Source organism: Janthinobacterium sp. CG_23.3, assembly GCF_046115965.1.
In the GTDB taxonomy this organism is placed as follows: Bacteria; Pseudomonadota; Gammaproteobacteria; order Burkholderiales; family Burkholderiaceae_D; genus Janthinobacterium.
Genome location: NZ_JBJXIB010000044.1, coordinates 22,562 through 40,605 on the forward strand (window position 1 = coordinate 22,562; position 18,044 = coordinate 40,605).

General features: G+C 65.2%; 17 protein-coding genes. 15 read left to right on the forward strand and 2 right to left on the reverse strand.

The window, feature by feature from the left end; translation table 11 throughout:
• Nucleotides 1–41 precede the first annotated feature (41 nt).
• The 6 genes from alr to ACFDR9_RS12495 all read left to right on the forward strand — a co-directional run bounded on the left by alr (nucleotide 42) and on the right by ACFDR9_RS12495 (nucleotide 6,413).
• Nucleotides 42–1,139 carry an alanine racemase gene (alr, locus tag ACFDR9_RS12470; RefSeq protein ID WP_409031196.1) on the forward strand — a complete coding sequence of 366 codons (1,098 nt, stop codon included), beginning with the start codon at nucleotides 42–44 and terminating at the stop codon, nucleotides 1,137–1,139.
• A 94-nt stretch (nucleotides 1,140–1,233) separates the two neighbouring features.
• Nucleotides 1,234–2,613, forward strand: coding sequence for a DNA repair protein RadA (gene radA / locus ACFDR9_RS12475; protein WP_017876283.1), 1,380 nt, complete (start codon nucleotides 1,234–1,236; stop codon nucleotides 2,611–2,613).
• 149 nt (nucleotides 2,614–2,762) lie between these two features.
• Nucleotides 2,763–3,209, forward strand: coding sequence for a PilZ domain-containing protein (locus ACFDR9_RS12480; protein WP_157406551.1), 447 nt, complete (start codon nucleotides 2,763–2,765; stop codon nucleotides 3,207–3,209).
• A 24-nt stretch (nucleotides 3,210–3,233) separates the two neighbouring features.
• On the forward strand, nucleotides 3,234–3,554 hold the full coding sequence (locus tag ACFDR9_RS12485) for a PilZ domain-containing protein (protein WP_157406550.1): 321 nt from the start codon (nucleotides 3,234–3,236) through the stop codon (nucleotides 3,552–3,554).
• Between the two features lie 192 nt (nucleotides 3,555–3,746).
• A complete protein-coding gene (fliD, locus tag ACFDR9_RS12490) occupies nucleotides 3,747–5,126 on the forward strand; it encodes a flagellar filament capping protein FliD (protein WP_409031197.1) in 1,380 nt (459 codons plus the stop codon).
• A gap of 156 nt (nucleotides 5,127–5,282) precedes the next feature.
• Nucleotides 5,283–6,413 (forward strand): polyamine ABC transporter substrate-binding protein, encoded by a 1,131-nt coding sequence (locus ACFDR9_RS12495; protein WP_409031198.1) that lies wholly within the window; start codon nucleotides 5,283–5,285, stop codon nucleotides 6,411–6,413.
• A 337-nt stretch (nucleotides 6,414–6,750) separates the two neighbouring features.
• On the opposite strand, the gene sixA is transcribed toward ACFDR9_RS12495, so the two are convergent.
• The gene (gene sixA / locus ACFDR9_RS12500; protein ID WP_017876278.1) at nucleotides 6,751–7,209 is read right to left on the reverse strand and encodes a phosphohistidine phosphatase SixA; all 459 of its coding nucleotides are present in this window, start codon (nucleotides 7,207–7,209) and stop codon (nucleotides 6,751–6,753) included.
• Between the two features lie 18 nt (nucleotides 7,210–7,227).
• On the reverse strand, nucleotides 7,228–9,324 hold the full coding sequence (gene ppk1 / locus ACFDR9_RS12505; protein ID WP_017876277.1) for a polyphosphate kinase 1: 2,097 nt from the start codon (nucleotides 9,322–9,324) through the stop codon (nucleotides 7,228–7,230).
• Nucleotides 9,325–9,614: 290 nt separating this feature from the next.
• On the opposite strand from ppk1, the gene pstS reads away from it, so the two are divergent.
• The 9 genes from pstS (at nucleotide 9,615) to ACFDR9_RS12550 (ending at nucleotide 17,901) form a co-directional block, all read left to right on the forward strand.
• Nucleotides 9,615–10,649, forward strand: coding sequence for a phosphate ABC transporter substrate-binding protein PstS (gene pstS, locus ACFDR9_RS12510; RefSeq protein ID WP_409031202.1), 1,035 nt, complete (start codon nucleotides 9,615–9,617; stop codon nucleotides 10,647–10,649).
• Between the two features lie 230 nt (nucleotides 10,650–10,879).
• A complete protein-coding gene (gene pstC / locus ACFDR9_RS12515) occupies nucleotides 10,880–11,863 on the forward strand; it encodes a phosphate ABC transporter permease subunit PstC (protein ID WP_017876275.1) in 984 nt (327 codons plus the stop codon).
• A complete protein-coding gene (gene pstA / locus ACFDR9_RS12520; RefSeq protein ID WP_409031199.1) occupies nucleotides 11,860–12,723 on the forward strand; it encodes a phosphate ABC transporter permease PstA in 864 nt (287 codons plus the stop codon). Before pstC ends, pstA begins: the two co-directional genes overlap by 4 nt.
• Nucleotides 12,724–12,759: 36 nt before the next feature.
• Nucleotides 12,760–13,560: a phosphate ABC transporter ATP-binding protein PstB gene (gene pstB / locus ACFDR9_RS12525; RefSeq protein ID WP_017876273.1), complete on the forward strand. Its 801-nt coding sequence runs from the start codon at nucleotides 12,760–12,762 to the stop codon at nucleotides 13,558–13,560.
• Between the two features lie 43 nt (nucleotides 13,561–13,603).
• Nucleotides 13,604–14,308 (forward strand): phosphate signaling complex protein PhoU, encoded by a 705-nt coding sequence (gene phoU, locus ACFDR9_RS12530; protein ID WP_017876272.1) that lies wholly within the window; start codon nucleotides 13,604–13,606, stop codon nucleotides 14,306–14,308.
• Nucleotides 14,309–14,311: 3 nt separating this feature from the next.
• The gene (locus tag ACFDR9_RS12535; protein WP_026132782.1) at nucleotides 14,312–15,001 is read left to right on the forward strand and encodes a response regulator; all 690 of its coding nucleotides are present in this window, start codon (nucleotides 14,312–14,314) and stop codon (nucleotides 14,999–15,001) included.
• A 6-nt stretch (nucleotides 15,002–15,007) separates the two neighbouring features.
• Complete coding sequence (gene phoR, locus ACFDR9_RS12540; RefSeq protein WP_409031200.1) at nucleotides 15,008–16,324, forward strand: phosphate regulon sensor histidine kinase PhoR; 1,317 nt, start codon at nucleotides 15,008–15,010, stop codon at nucleotides 16,322–16,324.
• A 199-nt stretch (nucleotides 16,325–16,523) separates the two neighbouring features.
• On the forward strand, nucleotides 16,524–17,423 hold the full coding sequence (locus ACFDR9_RS12545) for a patatin-like phospholipase family protein (protein ID WP_409031201.1): 900 nt from the start codon (nucleotides 16,524–16,526) through the stop codon (nucleotides 17,421–17,423).
• A 73-nt stretch (nucleotides 17,424–17,496) separates the two neighbouring features.
• Nucleotides 17,497–17,901 carry a heme-binding protein gene (locus ACFDR9_RS12550; protein ID WP_026132781.1) on the forward strand — a complete coding sequence of 135 codons (405 nt, stop codon included), beginning with the start codon at nucleotides 17,497–17,499 and terminating at the stop codon, nucleotides 17,899–17,901.
• The last annotated feature ends 143 nt before the right edge of the window (nucleotides 17,902–18,044 follow it).

The window sequence follows — 18,044 nt, forward strand, 5'->3', positions numbered from 1 at the left end:
TCCGGTAGAATACGCCCTTAACCATTACCCAGTAGAACGTTATGCCAAGGCCGATAGTCGCAACGATCCATCTCGATGCCATGCAACATAATTTGGCGCGGGTGCGCGCCTGCGCGCCGCGGGCCAAGGTCTGGGCGGTGGTCAAGGCGAATGCCTACGGCCACGGCCTGGAGCGGGCGCTGCGCGGCTTCGCCGGCGCCGACGGCCTGGCGCTGGTCGAGCCGGACTACGCGCTGCGCCTGCGCCAGCTGGGCTGGGGCGGGCCGATCCTGCTGCTCGAAGGCTTCTTCGATGCGGCCGACCTCGACGCGATGGCCGCGCACGGCATCAGCGGCACGGTCCACTGCGTCGAGCAGATCGCCCTGCTGGAGGCGGCCACGCTGCCGCGGCGCGTCGACCTGCACCTGAAGATGAACACCGGCATGAACCGGCTCGGCTTCACGCCGGCCGCCTTCGCGCAGGCGTATGCGCGCTTGCGCGCGATTGCCGGCGTCGGCGACATCACGCTGATGACGCATTTCGCCAACGCCGACGAGGCGGCCCACCCGGCCTTGCCGATCGGCGAGCAGATCCGCCGCTTCCGCCTCGGCGCGGACGGCCTGGAAGGCCAGCGCAGCCTGGCCAACTCGGCCGGCGTGCTGCGCCAGGCCGAACTCGACGCCGACGTCGCCAGCGACTGGGTCCGGCCCGGCATCATGCTGTACGGCGGCACGCCCGGCGGCCGGCCGGCGGCCGCCTTCGACTTGCGCCCGACGATGACGCTGCGCAGCGCCGTCATCGGCGTGCAGGACATCGGCGCCGGCGACGTGGTTGGCTACGGCAGCCATTACCAGGCCGCCGGCCCGACCCGCGTCGGCGTCGTCGCCTGTGGCTACGCCGACGGCTACCCGCGCCACGCGCCGCACGGCACGCCGGTGCTGGTCGACGGCGTGCGCACCGGCCTGATCGGGCGCGTCTCGATGGACATGATGACGGTCGACCTGAGCCACGTGCCGGGCGCCGGGGTGGGCAGCGCCGTCACGCTGTGGGGCCAGGGCTTGCCGATCGACGAGGTGGCGCAGGCCGCCGGCACCATCGGCTACGAGCTGATGTGTGCGCTGGCGCCGCGCGTGCCGGTGGTAGAGATGCAGCTAAGTTAACGATATTCGAGGGTCGGCTTAGCCAGCCGGGGCGTAACCCGGCTGGCGCCGCCGCCGGCATTTCCAATCACCCTATATAGTAGCGATACTCCCCATGGCAAAAGCAAAAACCAACTACACCTGCAGCGAATGCGGCGGCGTCAGCAACAAATGGACCGGCCAGTGCGGCGCCTGCCAGCAGTGGAACACGATGGTCGAAACGGTTCCCGAAAGCGCCGGCGGCAACAACCGCTATTCCAATCCGCAGCACATGGCGCTGGCGCAGACGGCGCCGGTGCTGTCGCTGTCGGATATCGACGCGATCGACGTGCCGCGCTTCGGCACCGGCATCGAGGAGTTCGACCGCGTGCTCGGCGGCGGCATGGTGGCCGGCGGCGTCGTGCTGATCGGCGGCGACCCGGGCATCGGCAAGTCGACGCTGCTGTTGCAGGCGCTGGCGAACATGTCGCACAGCAAGCGCGTGCTGTACGTCAGCGGCGAGGAGTCCGGCGCCCAGATCGCGCTGCGCGCCAAGCGCCTGGTCATCGACGCCAAGGACTTGAAACTGCAGGCCGAGATCCAGCTGGAGAAAATCCTCGGCACGCTGGCCGACCTGAAGCCCGACGTGGCCGTGATCGACTCGATCCAGACCGTGTATTCGGACGCGCTCAGTTCGGCGCCCGGCTCGGTGGCCCAGGTGCGCGAGTGCGCCGCCCAGCTGACCCGCATGGCCAAGCAGACCGGCGTGACCATCATCCTGGTCGGCCACGTGACCAAGGAGGGCGCGCTGGCGGGGCCGCGCGTGCTCGAGCACATCGTCGACACCGTGCTGTACTTCGAGGGCGACGCCCACTCCAGCTTCCGGCTGGTGCGGGCGATCAAGAACCGCTTCGGCGCCGTCAACGAGCTGGGCGTGTTCGCCATGACGGAAAAGGGCTTGAAGGGCGTTTCGAACCCGTCGGCGCTGTTCCTGTCGCAGCACGACAACCAGGTGCCCGGCTCCTGCGTGATGGTGACGCAGGAGGGTACCCGCCCCTTGCTCGTCGAGATCCAGGCGCTGGTCGACACCAGCCACCTGCCGAACGCGCGCCGGCTCTCGGTCGGGCTGGAGCAAAACCGGCTGGCGATGCTGCTGGCGGTGTTGCACCGCCACGCCGGCATCGCCGCCTTCGACCAGGACGTCTTCATCAACGCCGTCGGCGGCGTCAAGATCACCGAGCCGGCGGCCGACCTGGCGGTGCTGCTGGCGATTAACTCGTCGATGCGCAACAAGCCCTTGCCGCGCGGCCTGGTGGTGTTCGGCGAGGTCGGACTGGCCGGTGAAATCCGCCCGGCGCCGCGCGGCCAGGAGCGCCTGCGCGAAGCCGCCAAGCTGGGTTTTTCGATCGCCATGATCCCCAAGGCCAACCTGCCCAAGCAAGCCATCGAGGGCATGACCATCATCGCCGTCGAGCGCATCGACGAGGCCTTCAACAAGCTGCGCGAGCACGAGTGACGGTGTGGTGCCGACGACACCAATAATTCTTTGACGTAACTAATATTGCCGTATGGCATTATAATAGCGTCCGCTGGCCGGTGCATCTCCGGCGGCCGGACCCGCGTGCGCGGGCTTCGCCGGATACATTTGACGCATCGGACGGACAATTGCTAGTTGATCAAAGAAAGGGGCTGCGCAAGGTGATGCGCGGCAGGGCCATGCTGATGCTCGACGGCGCCGGCCCGGTGCACGCGCGCGCCCAGGACGTCGGCCTGGGCGGTGTTTCACTGGGGCTGGTCGATTCGGTGCAGGTGGGGCAATGCGGCTTGGTGTCGTTTCAAATTTTCTCTGGCGGCAAGCTCGACATTGTGACGACCCGGGTCGAGGTCATGCACTGCGTTTGCGGCAGCGACGGTTTCAAGGCCGGCCTGCAGTTCGGCCGGCTCGACGAGCGGGCCGCCGCCGCCATCGCCAACTACCTGCGGCGCGACTGGCCGCCGTCGGCGCGCAACCGCGAGCGCGACCGGACGCCGCTGCCGTTTGCACATATAATAACCACGGTCCGGCAGCCGCGCTATGGCGGTGTCGTCGCCCGGCCGGCGCCACCCGACTAACGCGTATTGAGCATCGGATATAAATTGTCAGTAGAGCAACGGCAAACGCCGCGTAAGATATTACGTACCAGGGCCATGCTGGTGATGGACGGCGCCGCCGCCGTGGCGGCGCACACGATGGACATCGGCAGCGGCGGCGTCGCCGCCGTGGTCGACGGCAAGTTGGCGCTCGGGCACAAGGGACGCATCATGTTCGAGATGCTGATCGAGGGTAAATTGCACCTGGTCGACAGCCAGGTTTCGGTTACGCACTGCATCCTCAGCCACGAGGGTTTCAAGGTCGGCTTCCAGTTCGCCAACCTCGACATCGCCGTGGCGAACGCGATCAACAAGTACCTGCGCTGACCCGGCGCAAGGCGCAAGGGCCGGTCAGAGCGAGAATATAGCCTCAGCTCGGGGCTTTGTTTTTCCGTTAAAAGTACATAATGTGCAATTGAAGGGAATGCAGGCCAACACGCCAACAGCGTCGACGCCCCGTCTCTTGCGAGGCCGGCGGCAGATCCGCCGCGCCATTGTCTAACCGGACGGGACGCCATCATGTTTAGCTCTGCAATCAACAATACCAATCCATATAACGCCAATGCCGGCGCCACCCAGGGCGGCGTGTCGGCCGACGTCTACGCGCGCGTGGAAAAAGTCATGGCCTCGCAGGGCAAGGGCGTGGCCAAGCTGAACAGCGCGCTGACGCGCGACCAGACCAAGTTGTCGGCGCTGGGCCAGTTGCACACGGCCTTGGCCAAGTTCCAGTCGATCGCCCAGGGCATGGCGGGCGGCGGACTGGCGACCTCGGCCACCTCGTCGGCCAAGGGCGTGCTGGGCGCGCGCACCACCGGCCAGGCCGCCAGCGGCAGTTACGCCGTCGACGTCAAGCAATTGGCGCAGGCGCAGGTGCTGGCCAGCGCCGAGCAGAAGAGCGCCGACGCCGCCATCGGCAGCGGCGCGCCGGCCGTCATCACGGTGGAGTTCGGCAGAACCGACGGCGCCAGCTTCGCGCCCGGCGACGACAAGACCGGCAAGACCATCACGATCAAAAACGGCAACAACACGCTGCAAGGCATCGCGGCGGCGTTCAAGGAGGCCGGCATCGACGCCAAAGTCGTGAAGAGCGGCGACGGCTTCGCCTTGACGCTGAACGGCCAGAGCGGCGCCGCCGGCAGCATGCGCATCAGTGTCAGCGGCGACGCGGCGGTGAAGGACTTGCTGTCGCACAGCCCCGGCGCGGCCAAGGGGATGAGCCAGAGCGTGGCCGCGCAGGACGCGCTGCTGAGCGTCAACGGCACAGAGATCAAGAGCGCCGTCAACACCCTGGGCGCGGCCATCGCCGGCGTCAGGCTGGAGCTGACCGGCATGGGCGCCACCAGCGTGGTGGTGGCGAAGGACCCGGGCCAGATCGCCGGCAACGTCGCTGGCCTGGTCAGCGCGTACAACAGCATGAACGCCAAATTGCAGTCGCTCAAGGGCGGCGAGTTGAAGTCGGACTTGGCGCTGTCGCAGGCCAGCAGCCAGATGGGACAGGTGCTGACGTCCGGCGGCAATGGCGTGCCGACCTCGGTGCTGGCGAAGATCGGCGTGTCGATCGGCAAGAACGGCGAGCTGGTACTCGACGAGAAAAAACTCAACAGCGCCATCGCCGCCGACCCGGACGCGGTCAGCAAGTTGTTCACCGACAACGGCCGGGGCGTCGCCGACCAGTTCGCAGCGAAGATCGGCGCGCTGACCGGCGACAGCGGCATGCTGAAAAAAGAGGTGGCCTCGGTCGGCAGGGAGATCACCACGCTGACCGGCAAGAAGGCCGTGATGACCAAGGCGCTGACGGCGCAGGCGAACGCGCTGGTGCAACTGTATTCGCAGCAGGCGCAGTCCGGCGGCGGCTATGGCGCCGGGCCGTCCCGTTCGCTGTTCGATTTCATGGCGTAGCGCGCGCCGGCGGCATGTTGGGATAGCAGGGACCGGCCTCGATTTTCGGGAAATATTTCTCGGAAATCGAGACCGGTCCCTTTTTTTTCGCGCGCGGGGCGCTATCATGTTGGCCTGCAAGTTTGGGCATCGTGAATTGTTTGGACGGAGACGAGTATGGCGGCAGTGAATTTTCAGGCGCGCGTTGGCGCGCGCATCGGACGCGGCGCGCTCGCCCTGGCCGCCGCGGTGACGCTGGCGCTGCCGGCGCAGGCGCAGGAGGAAAAAGTCCTCAATATCTATAACTGGTCCGATTACATCGGCGACGACACGGTCAAGAATTTTGAAAAGGAAACCGGTATCAAGGTCCGGTACGACGTTTTCGATAATAACGAGATCCTCAACGCCAAGCTGGTGGCCGGCAAGTCGGGCTACGACATCGTGGTGCCGACCGCGCAGTGGGCGCGCCTGCAGATCGACGGCGGTTTGCTGCGCAAGCTGGACAAGAGCAAACTGAGCAACCTGGCCAACCTCGACCCCGCCATCCAAGCCAAGCTGGCCAGGCTCGACCCGAACAACGAACACCTGGTCGACTGGTTGTGGGGTTACACCACGGTTGGCATCAACGTCAACAAGGTCAAGGCCGCGCTGGGCGGCATGGCGTTGCCGGACAACGCCTGGGACTTGATCTTCGATCCGAAGTACGCGTCCAAGCTGAAGTCCTGCGGCGTGTCTATCCTCGATTCGCCGTCCGAGGTGTTGCCGGCGGCGCTGCAGTATAGGGGCAAGCCGGCCTATTCGAAGGTCGCCGCCGATTACCAGGAGGCCGCCAAGGTGTTGCAGGCGATCCGCCCCTACGTCACCTTGTTCAGCTCGTCGGGCTACATCAACGACATGGCCAACGGCGCCGTCTGCGTGGCCCTGGGCTGGTCGGGCGACATCAACATCGCCCGCCAGCGCGCGCTCGACGCCAAGAACGGCAACGTGATCCAGGTGCTGGTGCCGAAGGCGGCCGCGCTGATGTTCGATACGATGGCGATTCCGATCGACGCGCCGCACCCGAACAACGCGCACCTGTTCATTAACTACATCCTGCGCCCGGAAGTGCACGCCAGCCTGAGCAACAAGGTGTTTTACGCCAATCCGAACACGGCCAGCGTCAAGTTCGTGCGCAAGGACATCGCCGAGAACAAGGCGATCTTCCTGTCGGAGCAGGACAAGCAGCGCATGGCCGCGCCGGAGGCGACCACGGCCGAGGTGCGGCGCTCGGTGACGCGGATTTACACCAAGTTCAAGTCCGGCAGGTAAGGCGGGGAGGGTGGCAAGGGTGTCGCCGCGGGCGGGGCGGCGGGACAGGCGCTCGCGACGAAAGGGGTGGCTCGTCGCCGGCGCCGGGGGGGCTTCGTTGGCGGGGCGCTATTCGTGGTAGCGGTCCATCAGCTTACGCCGGCTGTTGCTCATCTCGCCGACCATTTCGACGACAATGAGGCAGATCATTGCTCCAAATATACCCATGATAAACACGCTGAACATGGTGATCTCGACCGCTGTCGGGCGGCGCCTCCGTGTGGTTGATACCTTTAAACTGTAGCAGAAGCGCCCCGCTTTACAAGCGCGCGGCGCAGGGATTCGCGTTCACGGCGCCTTACTTGACGACCAGGTCGTGCGCCATCACCGCCTTCAGGTAGACGCTGGCCGGATCGCCCGGTTCGCGCTGCGAAAACCACCACGCCGCCGCCTTGCGCATTTCCCAGTCTTGCTCCTCGCCGGTCAGCAGCAGGGCCGCCACCTGGCCCAGCGTCGGCTGGTGGCCGACGATCAGCACCGCCTCCTTCGACGCCGGCCAGTTGGCCGCCTTCAGCACGTCTTCGGCCTCGGCGCCGGGCGCCAACTCCGGGTGCAGCTTGAACTTGCGGCCCAGCGCCTCGGCCGTCTGCAGCGTGCGCAGCGCCGGGCTGACCAGGATGCGGCAGCTGTCGGGCAGTTGCGAGGACAGCCAGTCGGCCATGCGCCGCGCCTGCTTCTGGCCCTTCACGGTCAGCGCCCGCTCCAGGTCCGGCACGCCGTCTTCGGCTTCGGCGTGGCGCCATAAGATCAAATCCATGCTGTCCTCCTTGTCAATTCATTCTGCCCCGGCCACGGTGTCGGGCGTGCCCAGCGTGTGCATCAGGTGCTGCTGCGCGCTGAACTCGGCCTGGCGCGCGCGCGGTTTGCGGCGCGTGTACTGGCCGCTGGAATCGAGTTCCCAGGCGTTGCTGTTGTCCTTCAAGTAAGGGTTCAAGCCCTCGGCGATGACGCGCCGCTTCAGCGCCCGGTCCAGTACCGGGAACGCCACCTCGACGCGGCGGAACAGGTTGCGGCTCATCCAGTCGGCGCTGGACAGGTAGACGTCGTGCTCGAGGTCGTTGCGGAAGTAATAGATCCGGCTGTGTTCGAGGAAGCGGCCGATGATCGAGCGCACCCGGATGTTTTCCGACAGCCCCGGCACGCCCGGCTTGAGGGTGCAGGCGCCGCGCACAATCAGGTCGATCTTGACGCCGTCGTTCGAGGCCGCGTACAGCGCGCGGATCACCGACTCGTCGACCAGCGCGTTTATCTTGACGATGATGCGCCCGGGCCGGCCGGCGCGGGCGATCTTCGCCTCGTTGCGGATCGCCTTGATGATTTCGCTTTGCAGGCCGAACGGCGCCAGCCACAGATGGCTCAGGTTGTGCGGCTTGGTCAGGCTGGTCAGGTGGATGAAGACCTCGTTGACTTCGACCGCCAGTTCCTGGCGCGAGGTCAGCAGGCCGAAGTCGGTGTACAGCTTGGTGGTGGTCGGATGGTAGTTGCCGGTGCCGAGGTGGGCATAAAAGCGCAGCGCGCCTTCCTCGCGGCGTATCACCAGCGCCACCTTGGCGTGGGTCTTCAGGCCGACCACGCCGTAGACGACCTGGGCGCCGGCCTGTTCGAGCTTGTCGGCCCAGTTGATGTTGGCTTCCTCGTCGAAGCGCGCCATCAGCTCGACGATCACGGTCACTTCCTTGCCCATGCGCGCGGCCGCGATCAGCGACTCCATCAGGTCCGAGTTCATGCCGGTGCGGTAGATGGTTTGCTTGATGGCGACGACGGCCGGGTCGTGGGCGGCGCTGCGCACGAAGTCGATGACGGTCTGGAACGACTGGAACGGGTGGTGCAACAGGATGTCGTGCTTTTTCAGCGTGGCGAAGATATCGGTCAGCGCGCCTTTTTGCGGCACGCCCGGGAAGAACGGCGCGAAGCGCAGCGCCGGCTGCTGCACGTGGTCGATCAGCTCGGCCAGGCGCACCAGGTTGACCGGGCCGTTGACGCGGTACAGGCGGCTCTGGTCCAGGCTGAACTGGTCGAGCAGGAATTGCGACAGTTCGGGCGGGCAGTTCTTGGCCACCTCGAGGCGCACCGAGGTGCCGAACTGGCGCCCGACCAGCTCGCCCTTGAGGGCCTGGCGCAGGTTCTTGACCTCGTCCTCGTCGACCCACAGGTCGCTGTCGCGGGTGACCCGGAACTGCGAATAGGCGATGACCTCGCGCCCGGCGAACAGGTCGGAGATGTGGGCGTGGATGATCGACGAGAGCAGGCAGAACGACACGCCGCCGCTCGACAGTTCGTCGGGCAGGCGGATCACCCGCGGCAGCACCCGCGGCGCCTTGACGATGGCGATCGCGGTGCCGCGGCCGAAGGCGTCCTTGCCGCTCAGCGAGACGATGAAGTTCAGACTCTTGTTGACCACCTGCGGGAACGGGTGGGCCGGGTCCAGGCCGATCGGCGTCAGCAGCGGGCGCACCTCGCGGTCGAAATAATCCTTGACCCAGGCCCGCTGGGCCTCGTTGCGGTCGTGGTGGCGCAGCAGGTGCACGCCCTTGGCGCGCAACTGCGGCAACACCTCGGTGTTGAGGATCTCGTACTGGTGCTGCACCAGCAGGTGGCATTCGTTGCAGATGCGCGCCAGCGTTGCCAGCAGCGCCGGGTGGCCCGACAGTTCGCCGCCGGCGTGCCCGGCCGCCAGCAGGCTGGCCACGCGCACTTCGAAGAACTCGTCCATGTTGCTGCTCATGATGCACAGGTAGCGCAGCCGCTCCAGCAGCGGAATGCCGCGGTCCTCGGCCTGCGCCATGACGCGCCGGTTAAACGCCAGTTGCGACAATTCGCGGTCGAGCAGGGTGCCCGACTTGTTGATGTCCGCGTGCTGTTCCAGGTTCATATGTGCGTGCAGATCAGGTTTCATGTTCTCTTGTCTTTGCAGATAGTTAATTCTAGTTCTTTTTGGCCTGCCGCGAGTGTAATTGTGAAATATGACAACTTTGTGACATCGACCGGCGCCGCGGCGTCGTATTGTGACAAGGCGATGGTAGCCGCCCGGGCGTGGGCCGGGGCGGGCCGGTCGATGAGCGGATTGTTTCATGTCATAAAGCTGTCATAATTGGCCGGTAGACTGCGCAACATTGACGGCGGCGCGTAGCACCGTTACAACCCAGAGGACTTGATATGCAAATGAAGCAAATGGTGAATTCTTTCGTAGTTGCCGGCTCGGTCGCGATGACGTTCAACGCCATGGCGGCGGATATGACAGGTGCTGGCGCAACGTTTCCCTACCCGATCTACGCCAAATGGGCGGAGTCGTACAAGGCCGCCACCGGCAACGGCCTGAACTACCAGTCGGTCGGCTCCGGCGCGGGTATCAAGCAGATCAAGGCCAAGACCGTCGACTTCGGCGCCTCCGACATGCCGCTGAAGGCGGAAGATTTGGACGCCGAGGGCTTGATGCAGTTCCCGGCCATCATGGGTGGCGTGGTCACCGTGGTCAACCTGGACGGCGTCGCCCCGGGCCAGCTGAAGATGACCGGCCAGGTCGTCGCCGACATCTACCTGGGCAAGATCACCAAGTGGAACGCGCCTGAAATCAGCGCCCTCAACAGCGGCGTCAAGCTGCCCGACGCCGACATCACCGTGGTGCACCGCGCCGACGGCTCCGGCACCTCCTTCCTGTTCACCGACTGGCTGTCGAAGGTGCACCCCGAGTTCAAGGCCAAGATCGGCGCCGGCACCGCCGTCAAGTGGGCCGTCGGCGTCGGCGGCAAGGGCAACGAGGGCGTCGCCGCGAACGTGCAGCGCATCAAGGGCTCGATCGGTTACGTCGAATGGGCCTACGCCAAGAAAAACAAGATGTCGCACACCCAGTTGAAGAACAAGGACGGCCAGTTCCTGCAACCCGACGACGACAACTTCAAGGCCGCCGCCGCCAACGCCGAGTGGACCAAGACGCCGGGCTTCGGCGTGGTGCTGACCGACCAGGCCGGCAAGACCAGCTGGCCCGTCACCGGCGTCTCCTTCATCCTGATGCACAAGACCCAGGCCGACGCGGCAAAGGGCAAGGAAGTGCTGAAGTTCTTCGACTGGGCCTTCAAGAACGGCGCCGCCTCGGCCGTCGAGCTGGACTACGTGCCGCTGCCGGCGTCGGTCGTCAAGCTGGTGCAGGATTCCTGGAAAGCCAACCTGAAAGACGCGTCGGGCAAGTCGGTCTACTAATCGCGCGCATCCCTCCCGCGGTAAGCCGACCGGCGTCGGCGGCGGCTCGGCGTCGGATTACGCGTCGCTAATCCGAGCTACGCAAGCCGAACCGAGCGGCATTATCCCCGGGAGGGAGTTAGCCAGGGCCGCCTGGGCAAGATCAGGCGGTCCCGGCTAGCCCACATTAACGGCATAAACGGCATAAATGGCATACTATGAGCGCAAACCTATCCTCCTCACTCGGTCCGATGACCGAGATCACCATGCCCGACCACAGTACCGCGGCGATGCACTCGGCGATGCGCAAGCAGCGCCTGCAGGATTTCTTCTTCCACAAGGTGACGATGCTGTTCGCCTTGTCGGTGTTGCTCGTGCTCGTCGGCATCATCATCTCGTTGATGATCGGCGCCTGGCCGGCGTTGCATGAATTCGGCCCGGCCTTCCTCACCACCGTCGAATGGGACCCGGTCAACGACCGCTACGGCGCGCTGATCGCCATCGTCGGTACGCTGTCGACCTCGCTCATCGCGCTGTTGATCGCCTTTCCGGTCAGCTTCGGCATCGCCCTGTTCCTCACCGAAATCTGCCCGCCGTGGCTGCGCCGCCCGCTCGGCACCGCCGTCGAACTGCTGGCCGGCGTGCCCAGCATCATTTACGGCATGTGGGGCCTGTTCGTGTTCGCCCCGCTGTTTGCCGACCACGTCCAGCCGCTGTTGAAGGCGACGCTGGGCCAACTACCCGTCGTCGGCCAGCTGTTCAGCGGTCCGATGATGGGCATCGGCATCCTCACCGCCGGGCTGATTCTGGCCGTCATGATCATCCCCTTCATCGCCTCGGTGATGCGCGACGTCTTCGAGATCGTGCCGGCGGTGCTGAAGGAATCGGCCTACGGCCTCGGTTGCACGCGCTGGGAAGTGGTGCGCAAGGTCGTGCTGCCGTACACCAAGACCGGCGTCGTCGGCGGCGTCATGCTGGGCCTCGGCCGCGCGCTCGGCGAAACCATGGCCATCACCTTCGTCATCGGCAACGCCAACAAGCTGTCCTGGTCGATGTTCGCGGCCGGTAACAGCATCGCCTCGACCTTGGCCAACGAATTCGCCGAGGCCGAGTCCAGGCTGCACGTGTCCTCGCTGTACGCGTTGGCGCTGATCCTGTTCGCCATCACCTTTATCGTTTTGTCGGCCGCCAAAATCATGTTGGCCGGAATGTCCCGCAAGGAAGGCGTGAAATGAAGCAAGCCACCGCAATCAACCCGGTCTACCGCCGCCGCCTGTTTGTGCACCGGGTCGGCATCGCCCTGTCGGTGCTGGCCATGTCGGTCGGTCTGATCTTCCTGGTGTGGATCCTGGCTACCTTGCTCGTCAAGGGCTTCGACGGCTTGACGCTGAACCTGCTGACGCAGACCACGCCGGCCCCCGGCAGCGAAGGCGGCGGGCTGATGAACGCCATCGTCGGCAGCCTGATGCTGGTCAGCCTGGCCACCGTCATCAGCACCCCGATCGGCATCCTGGCCGGCATCTACCTGGCCGAGTACGGCGAGGAAAACTGGTTCGCCCAGACCACCCGCTTCGTCACCGACATCATGCTGTCGGCGCCGTCGATCGTCATCGGCCTGTTCGTCTACGCGCTCTACGTCGCCAACGTCCAGCATTTCTCCGGCTGGGCCGGCTCGATCGCGCTGTCGCTGATCGCCGTGCCGGTGGTCGTGCGCACCACCGACAACATGCTGCGCCTGGTGCCCAACAGCCTGCTCGAGGCCGCCTTCGCCCTGGGCGCGCCGCGCTGGAAGGTGGCCACGCTGGTGCGCCTGCGCGCCGTCAAGGCCGGCGTCATCACCGGCGTGCTGCTGGCGCTGGCGCGCATCTCCGGCGAAACCGCGCCGCTGCTGTTTACCGCGCTCAACAACCAGTTCTTCAGCGCCGACATGAACGCGCCGATGGCCAACCTGCCGGTGGTGATCTACCAGTTCGCCATGAGCCCGTACGACAACTGGCGCGCGCTGGCCTGGGGCGGCGCGCTGCTGGTCACCTTCAGCGTGCTGGCCTTGAACATCCTGTCGCGCACCTTGTTCAGCCAGAAAATCCCGAATTAATTTGTTTATCCAGTTATCTATGAAGCGATCGATACCATGAACACGCATATGAGCAACGACGGCGCCATCGAGCTGGCGCCGAAGAAAAAAACCATCGAGATTTCGGGACTGAATTTTTACTACGGCAAGACCCAAAGCCTGCACAACGTCAACCTCGACATCCACGAGAAAAAGGTCACGGCCTTCATCGGCCCGTCCGGCTGCGGCAAGTCGACGCTGCTGCGCACCCTCAACCGCATGTACGACCTGTACCCGGGCCAGCGCGCCGAGGGGCGGATCATGTACCGCGGCCGCAACGTGCTCGACGCCGACCAGGACGTCAACATGCTGCGCGCCAAGGTCGGCATGGTGTTCCAGAAGCCGACGCCGTTTCCGATGTCGGTGTACGACAATATCGCCTTCGGCGTGCGCCTGTACGAGGACATGTCGAAGGGCGAAATGGACGAGCGCGTCGAGTGGGCGCTGAAGAAGGCGGCGCTGTGGGGCGAGGTCAAGGACAAGCTGGGCAAGAGCGGCCTGTCGCTGTCGGGCGGGCAGCAGCAGCGCCTGTGCATCGCCCGCGGCGTCGCCGTCAAGCCGGACGTGCTGCTGCTCGACGAGCCGACGTCGGCGCTCGATCCGATCTCGACGGCGAAGGTCGAGGAGCTGATCAGCGAACTCAAACAGGACTACACCATCGCCATCGTCACGCACAATATGCAGCAGGCCGCGCGTTGTTCCGATTACACTGCGTATATGTACCTCGGTGAGCTGGTCGAGTTCGGTGACACCGACCAGATTTTCATGAATCCGGCGCGCAAAGAGACGCAGGATTACATCACCGGCCGCTTCGGCTGATATGCCGGCGCCGGCATCGACTAATTGAACACGGAGAGACAGCATGACAGGTGAGCATTCATCCAAGCAATACGATAACGAACTCGAAGGCATCCGCTCGAAAGTGCTGTTAATGGGCGGCATCGTCGAGACCCAGTTCCTCGACGCCATGACTTGTTTTCGCATCGGCAACCCGGAGCGCGCCGACCGCGTCATGCGGGAAGACGACACCGTCAACCAGCTCGAAGTCTCGCTCGACGACGCCTGCAGCCATCTGATCGTGCGGCGCCAGCCGGCCGCCAACGACTTGCGCACCATCATGGCGACGATCAAGGTCATCACCGACCTCGAACGCATCGGCGACGAGGCCACCAAGATCGCCCGCGTCGCCAAGGGCCTGCACGCGCGCGGCAACGTCGTCGTCAACCACTATGAAATGGTGCGCGGCATCGCCAACACCGCCAGCGACATGTTGCACGACGCCCTAGACGCGTTCGCCCGCAACGACGGCAAGCAGGCGCTGCAACTGATCGCCCAGGACGCCATCATCGACCACGAGTTCCGTTCGATCATGCGCAACCTGATCACCTTCATGATGGAAGACCCGCGCACCATTTCGGCCGCGCTCGACACCTTGTGGGTGGCCAAGGCGATCGAACGCATCGGCGACCACGCCAAGAACATCGCCGAATACGTGATCTACGTGGTCGAGGGCAGGGACATCCGCCACACCCGTAGCGCAACGGCGCCCGTCGACCTTCCCGAGTGATTCATGGCATCTGATAAAACCACGGTATTGATTGTAGAAGACGAGCCGGCCATCGTTGAACTGGTGACCTATTCGCTGCGCGAAGCCGGCTGGAATTGCTGTTCGGTGCAAAACGTCGCCGACGCCTGGGACTTTATCCAGCACCGCACGCCGCACCTGATCCTGCTCGACTGGATGTTGCCGGACCAGACCGGCCTGCGCCTGCTCTCGCGCATCCGCGCCGACCGCCAGTTCAGCGCCATCCCGGTCATCATGCTGACCGCCAAGAGCATGGAAGAGGACAAATTGGCCGGCCTCAACAGCGGCGCCGACGATTACGTCACCAAGCCGTTCTCGCCGCGCGAGTTGCTGGCGCGCGCCAAGGCGCTGTTGCGCCGCAAGAGTCCCGAGCACGCGCAGGAAACCATGCGCGCCGGCAACGTGGCGCTTGACCCGGTGAGTTGCACCGTCATGATGGACGCGCAGAAAATCGACATCGGCCACGCCGAATACAAGTTGCTGAAGTTCCTGCTGGCGCATCCGGAACGGGTGTTCTCGCGCAGCCAGTTGCTCGACAAGGTCTGGGGCGACCACGCCGTCATCGAGGAACGCACCGTCGACGTCCACGTGCTGCGCCTGCGCAAGGCCCTGAAGGAGGCCGAAAGCTTGATCAAGACCGTGCGCAGCGTCGGCTACATGTTGTCCGAAAAATAGACTCTTATGAATCCGAAATTGTTGTTCTGGGTCCCCGCCGCGCTGCGCATGGCCCTGGTGCTGGCCGGCGTCGGCGTGCTGTGGTTCCTGTTCGGCGTGGTCGTCGCGCTGGTGGTGGCGTTCGCGCTGATGGTGGTGATGGTGTTCGTCCAGCTGTCGTATCTGTACCAGCTCAGCAACTGGCTCGACAATCCGCACAGCGCCAAACTCCCCGACGGTTGGGGTTCGTGGACCAACATCTTTTCGCGCCTGTACCGGCTGCGCCGCGACGACGAAAAAAGCCAGGCCGAGCTGAGCGAATGGCTGGCGCGCTTCCGCCAGGCCATGCACTTGCTGCCGGACGGCGTCGTCATCATGGACGACGTCCTGTTCCTCGAATGGTGCAACCCGGCCGCCGAGCAGCACCTGGGCCTGACCCAGGAGCGCGACAAGGGCATGCGCGTGACCAACCTGATCCGCAGCCCGGAATTCATGGACTACATCATCCTGGGGCGCTACGAGCAGCCGCTGACGTTGACGTTCCGCAACCGCAAGCTGATCGTCCAGATCATCCCGTTTGAAAACCGCCGGCAAATCCTGGTCACCCACGACGTCACCGAAACCGAGCGCATCGAGATGATGCGGCGCGACTTCATCGCCAACGCCTCGCACGAGCTGCGCACGCCGCTGACGGTGATCGTCGGCTTCCTGGAAATCGCCGGCACCGAGCTCGACCTCGACGCCCCGACCCGCGCCGCCCACATCAAGCTGATGACCGAGCAGGCGCACCGGATGCAGAACCTGATCGAGGACATGCTGACCTTGTCGCGGCTGGAGTCGGTCGACTACCCGCTGCGCCCGGAGCGGGTCGACGCCGGCAAGCTGATGGAGCAGGTGCTGCGCGACGCCCGCGCGCTGTCGGCCGGCAAGCACCAATTGACGCTGGAGGCCAGCGGCGCCGACGTGCTGGGCAACTTCGAGGAACTGCACAGCGCTTTTGGCAACCTGGCCTCGAACGCGGTGCGCTACACCCCGGCCGGCGGCGCCATCCACCTGCTGTGGCAGGACAGCCCGGGCGGCCCGCAGTTCATCGTGCGCGACACCGGCATCGGCATCAGCCCGGAGCACATTTCGCGCCTGACCGAGCGCTTCTACCGGGTCGACAAGAGCCGCTCGCGGGAAACCCAGGGCACCGGCCTGGGGCTGGCCATCGTCAAGCACGTGCTGCTGCGCCACGGCGGCACGCTATCGATCAAATCCGAGGCGGGGCAGGGCAGCAGCTTCATCGTCAGCCTGCCGAAGTCGGTGACCACCCCGGCCGCCGCCGAATTGCTGCCGCACTGAGCGCCGGTCGGGTTACGCGTCCCGCCAATCCGACCTCCGACACCGGGCCCCGGCGCCGGAGGGGGGGCAGACCCTCGGGGTCTGACCCCGGACTCGCGCCCTTGGTTTACCCTGCGCGCCCCTTCAGTCCGTCCTCGGCGTGCCCGCCCGGCAAGTGCGCTACAATCTGCCGGCTATGTCGCAGACCTCGCCTATATATATGTCCCCACGTCGTTACTCCCTGATCGCCATCGCGGCCCTGCTGCTGGCCGGCTGCACCACCACCGCTCCCGAGGCGCCGGCGCCGGCCGCCGCGCCGCAACCGCCGCGCAAGATCAAGATCGGCCTGGCGCTGGGCGGCGGCGCCGCGCGCGGCTTCGCCCACATCGGCGTCATCAAGGCGCTCGAATCGCAGGGTATCGTGGCCGACGTCGTGGTCGGCACCAGCGCCGGCGCCGTGGTCGGCGCCCTGTACGCGGCCGGCAACTCCGGCTTCGCGCTGCAAAAGCTCGCCTTCGACATGGACGAGGCCGCCATCTCCGACTGGGCCATGCCGCTGTTCGGCAAGTCTTCCGGCGTGCTCAAAGGCGAAGCCTTGCAAAGCTACGTCAACAAGTCCGTCGGCAACCTGCCGATGGAAAAGCTGAAGATCCCGTTCGGCGTCGTCGCCACCGACCTGAAGAACGGCCAGCCGATCCTCTTCCAGCGCGGCAACACCGGCATGGCGGTGCGGGCCTCGTCGTCGGTGCCGGGGGTGTTCCAGCCGGTCGCCATCAACGGCCGCCACTACGTCGACGGCGGCCTGGTGGCGCCGGTGCCGGTGCGCTTCGCGCGCGACATGGGCGCCGACTTCATCATCGCCGTCAATATCTCGACGCAAACCGACGCGCAGGCGGCGATCAGCTCGATGGAAGTGATCCTGCAAACCTTCAGCATCATGGGCCAGCGCATCAACCAGTTCGAACTGAAGGACGCCGACGTGGTGATCCAGCCCAGCCTGGGGCTGATGAAGGGCAACGACTTCAACGGCCGCAACCAGGCCATCCTGGCCGGCGAGCAAGCCGCTTTCGCGGTGATGGCGCAGCTCAAGCAAAAACTCAAGGCCAAGCGCGAACCATAAAATCAAGCGGCAAGCAGGTGCGCATCGGCGAGCAGTGGCGTACAATTCGTCCTCATTAAAAAAAGGACGCATGATGCAATCGAAACCAATCTTGACACTTGACGACGTTAAAAAAATCGCCGCGGCGGCGGAAGCGGAAGCGCTCGCCAACAAATGGGCGGTCGCCATTTCCATCGTCGACGATGGCGGTCACATGTTGTGGTTTCAGCGCATGGACGGCGCCGCGCCGATTTCCTCGCATATCGCGCCGGCCAAGGCCAAGACCGCGGCGCTGGGCCAGCGCGAATCGCGCGTCTACGAAGAGATGATCAACAACGGCCGCGTCTCGTTCCTGAGCGCGCCTGAAATCGCCGGCATGCTCGAAGGCGGCGTACCCATCGTCGTCGACGGCTACTACGTCGGCGCGGTTGGCGTGTCCGGCGTCAAATCGTCGGAAGACGCGCAAATCGCCAAGGCCGGCATCGCCGCGCTGGGCTGACAGTGGCATAGCCGCGCCCGCTAAGCGCCGCGGCCACTTCGCCGTTCGGGGGGGGGGGGGGGGGGGGGGGGGGGGGGGGGGGGGGGGGGGGGGGGGGGGGGGGGGGGGGGAGGGAGAGAGTCGCGTGTGCGCCTGTCCCTACT

What these genes read in the sequence shown, in the direction of transcription:
- ACFDR9_RS12545 (WP_409031201.1), top strand. Translation starts at nt 16,524, where the DNA reads ATGTCCCCACGTCGTTACTCCCTGATCGCCATCGCGGCCCTGCTGCTG.
- ACFDR9_RS12535 (WP_026132782.1), top strand. Translation starts at nt 14,312, where the DNA reads ATGGCATCTGATAAAACCACGGTATTGATTGTAGAAGACGAGCCGGCC.
- pstC (WP_017876275.1), top strand. Translation starts at nt 10,880, where the DNA reads ATGACCGAGATCACCATGCCCGACCACAGTACCGCGGCGATGCACTCG.
- ACFDR9_RS12550 (WP_026132781.1), top strand. Translation starts at nt 17,497, where the DNA reads ATGCAATCGAAACCAATCTTGACACTTGACGACGTTAAAAAAATCGCC.
- alr (WP_409031196.1), top strand. Translation starts at nt 42, where the DNA reads ATGCCAAGGCCGATAGTCGCAACGATCCATCTCGATGCCATGCAACAT.
- pstA (WP_409031199.1), top strand. Translation starts at nt 11,860, where the DNA reads ATGAAGCAAGCCACCGCAATCAACCCGGTCTACCGCCGCCGCCTGTTT.
- radA (WP_017876283.1), top strand. Translation starts at nt 1,234, where the DNA reads ATGGCAAAAGCAAAAACCAACTACACCTGCAGCGAATGCGGCGGCGTC.
- ppk1 (WP_017876277.1), bottom strand. Translation starts at nt 9,324, where the DNA reads ATGAACCTGGAACAGCACGCGGACATCAACAAGTCGGGCACCCTGCTC.
- sixA (WP_017876278.1), bottom strand. Translation starts at nt 7,209, where the DNA reads ATGGATTTGATCTTATGGCGCCACGCCGAAGCCGAAGACGGCGTGCCG.
- pstS (WP_409031202.1), top strand. Translation starts at nt 9,615, where the DNA reads ATGAAGCAAATGGTGAATTCTTTCGTAGTTGCCGGCTCGGTCGCGATG.
- phoR (WP_409031200.1), top strand. Translation starts at nt 15,008, where the DNA reads ATGAATCCGAAATTGTTGTTCTGGGTCCCCGCCGCGCTGCGCATGGCC.
- fliD (WP_409031197.1), top strand. Translation starts at nt 3,747, where the DNA reads ATGTTTAGCTCTGCAATCAACAATACCAATCCATATAACGCCAATGCC.
- pstB (WP_017876273.1), top strand. Translation starts at nt 12,760, where the DNA reads ATGAACACGCATATGAGCAACGACGGCGCCATCGAGCTGGCGCCGAAG.
- ACFDR9_RS12495 (WP_409031198.1), top strand. Translation starts at nt 5,283, where the DNA reads ATGGCGGCAGTGAATTTTCAGGCGCGCGTTGGCGCGCGCATCGGACGC.
- phoU (WP_017876272.1), top strand. Translation starts at nt 13,604, where the DNA reads ATGACAGGTGAGCATTCATCCAAGCAATACGATAACGAACTCGAAGGC.